This window comes from Vibrio sp. D173a, assembly GCF_030248475.1.
Window position 1 is genome coordinate 1 of record NZ_JAHGAH010001594.1, and the last position, 555, is coordinate 555.

General features: G+C 48.1%; 1 pseudogene. It reads right to left on the bottom strand.

Going from position 1 to position 555, the window contains the following annotated elements:
- A pseudogene (locus KIV40_RS34990) lies at nt 1-555 on the bottom strand (type VI secretion system ATPase TssH); the annotation flags it as partial.

Consider the following 555-nt stretch of genomic DNA (forward strand, 5'->3'; position numbering starts at 1 on the left):
GTAGCGCTTTATCGAGAGACAACAGTTGAGCCACCTCTTCTTGCACCATGTTGCCCGCTGGAATACCCGTCCAATTCTCGATAACTGTCGCAATCACTTGGTCATCAACCACAGGGAACACCAGTGGCAGCTCACCTTGGATCTCTTTTAACTGACCAAGTGCAATATTAAGTTGTGCTTGGCTCTCGGTATCTACATTGTCTTCAAGGCGACTACTTTCAATCGTTTCGCACAGTGTGGTAATCGTCGCGACCAATTCACGTTCTTTTTCCCACCGTTCATTAAGCGTGTTTAATTCCCCTTTCTGCTGGTCAATTTTCTGATTAAGCCCTTCGTGGTCGACCGCTTTGTCAATGAACACCGCACCTTCTGCTTCTAGTGCAGAACGTTCACTCTCAAGGTAACTGATATTCTGCTCTAAGCTCTCAATGCACTCTGGTTTTGCGCCTTGGGTCAGTGCGATACGGGCACATGCTGTGTCCAACAAGCTGAACGCTTTGTCTGGAAGCTGACGAGATGGCAAATAACGAATCGACAAGCTCACCGCCGCTTCAA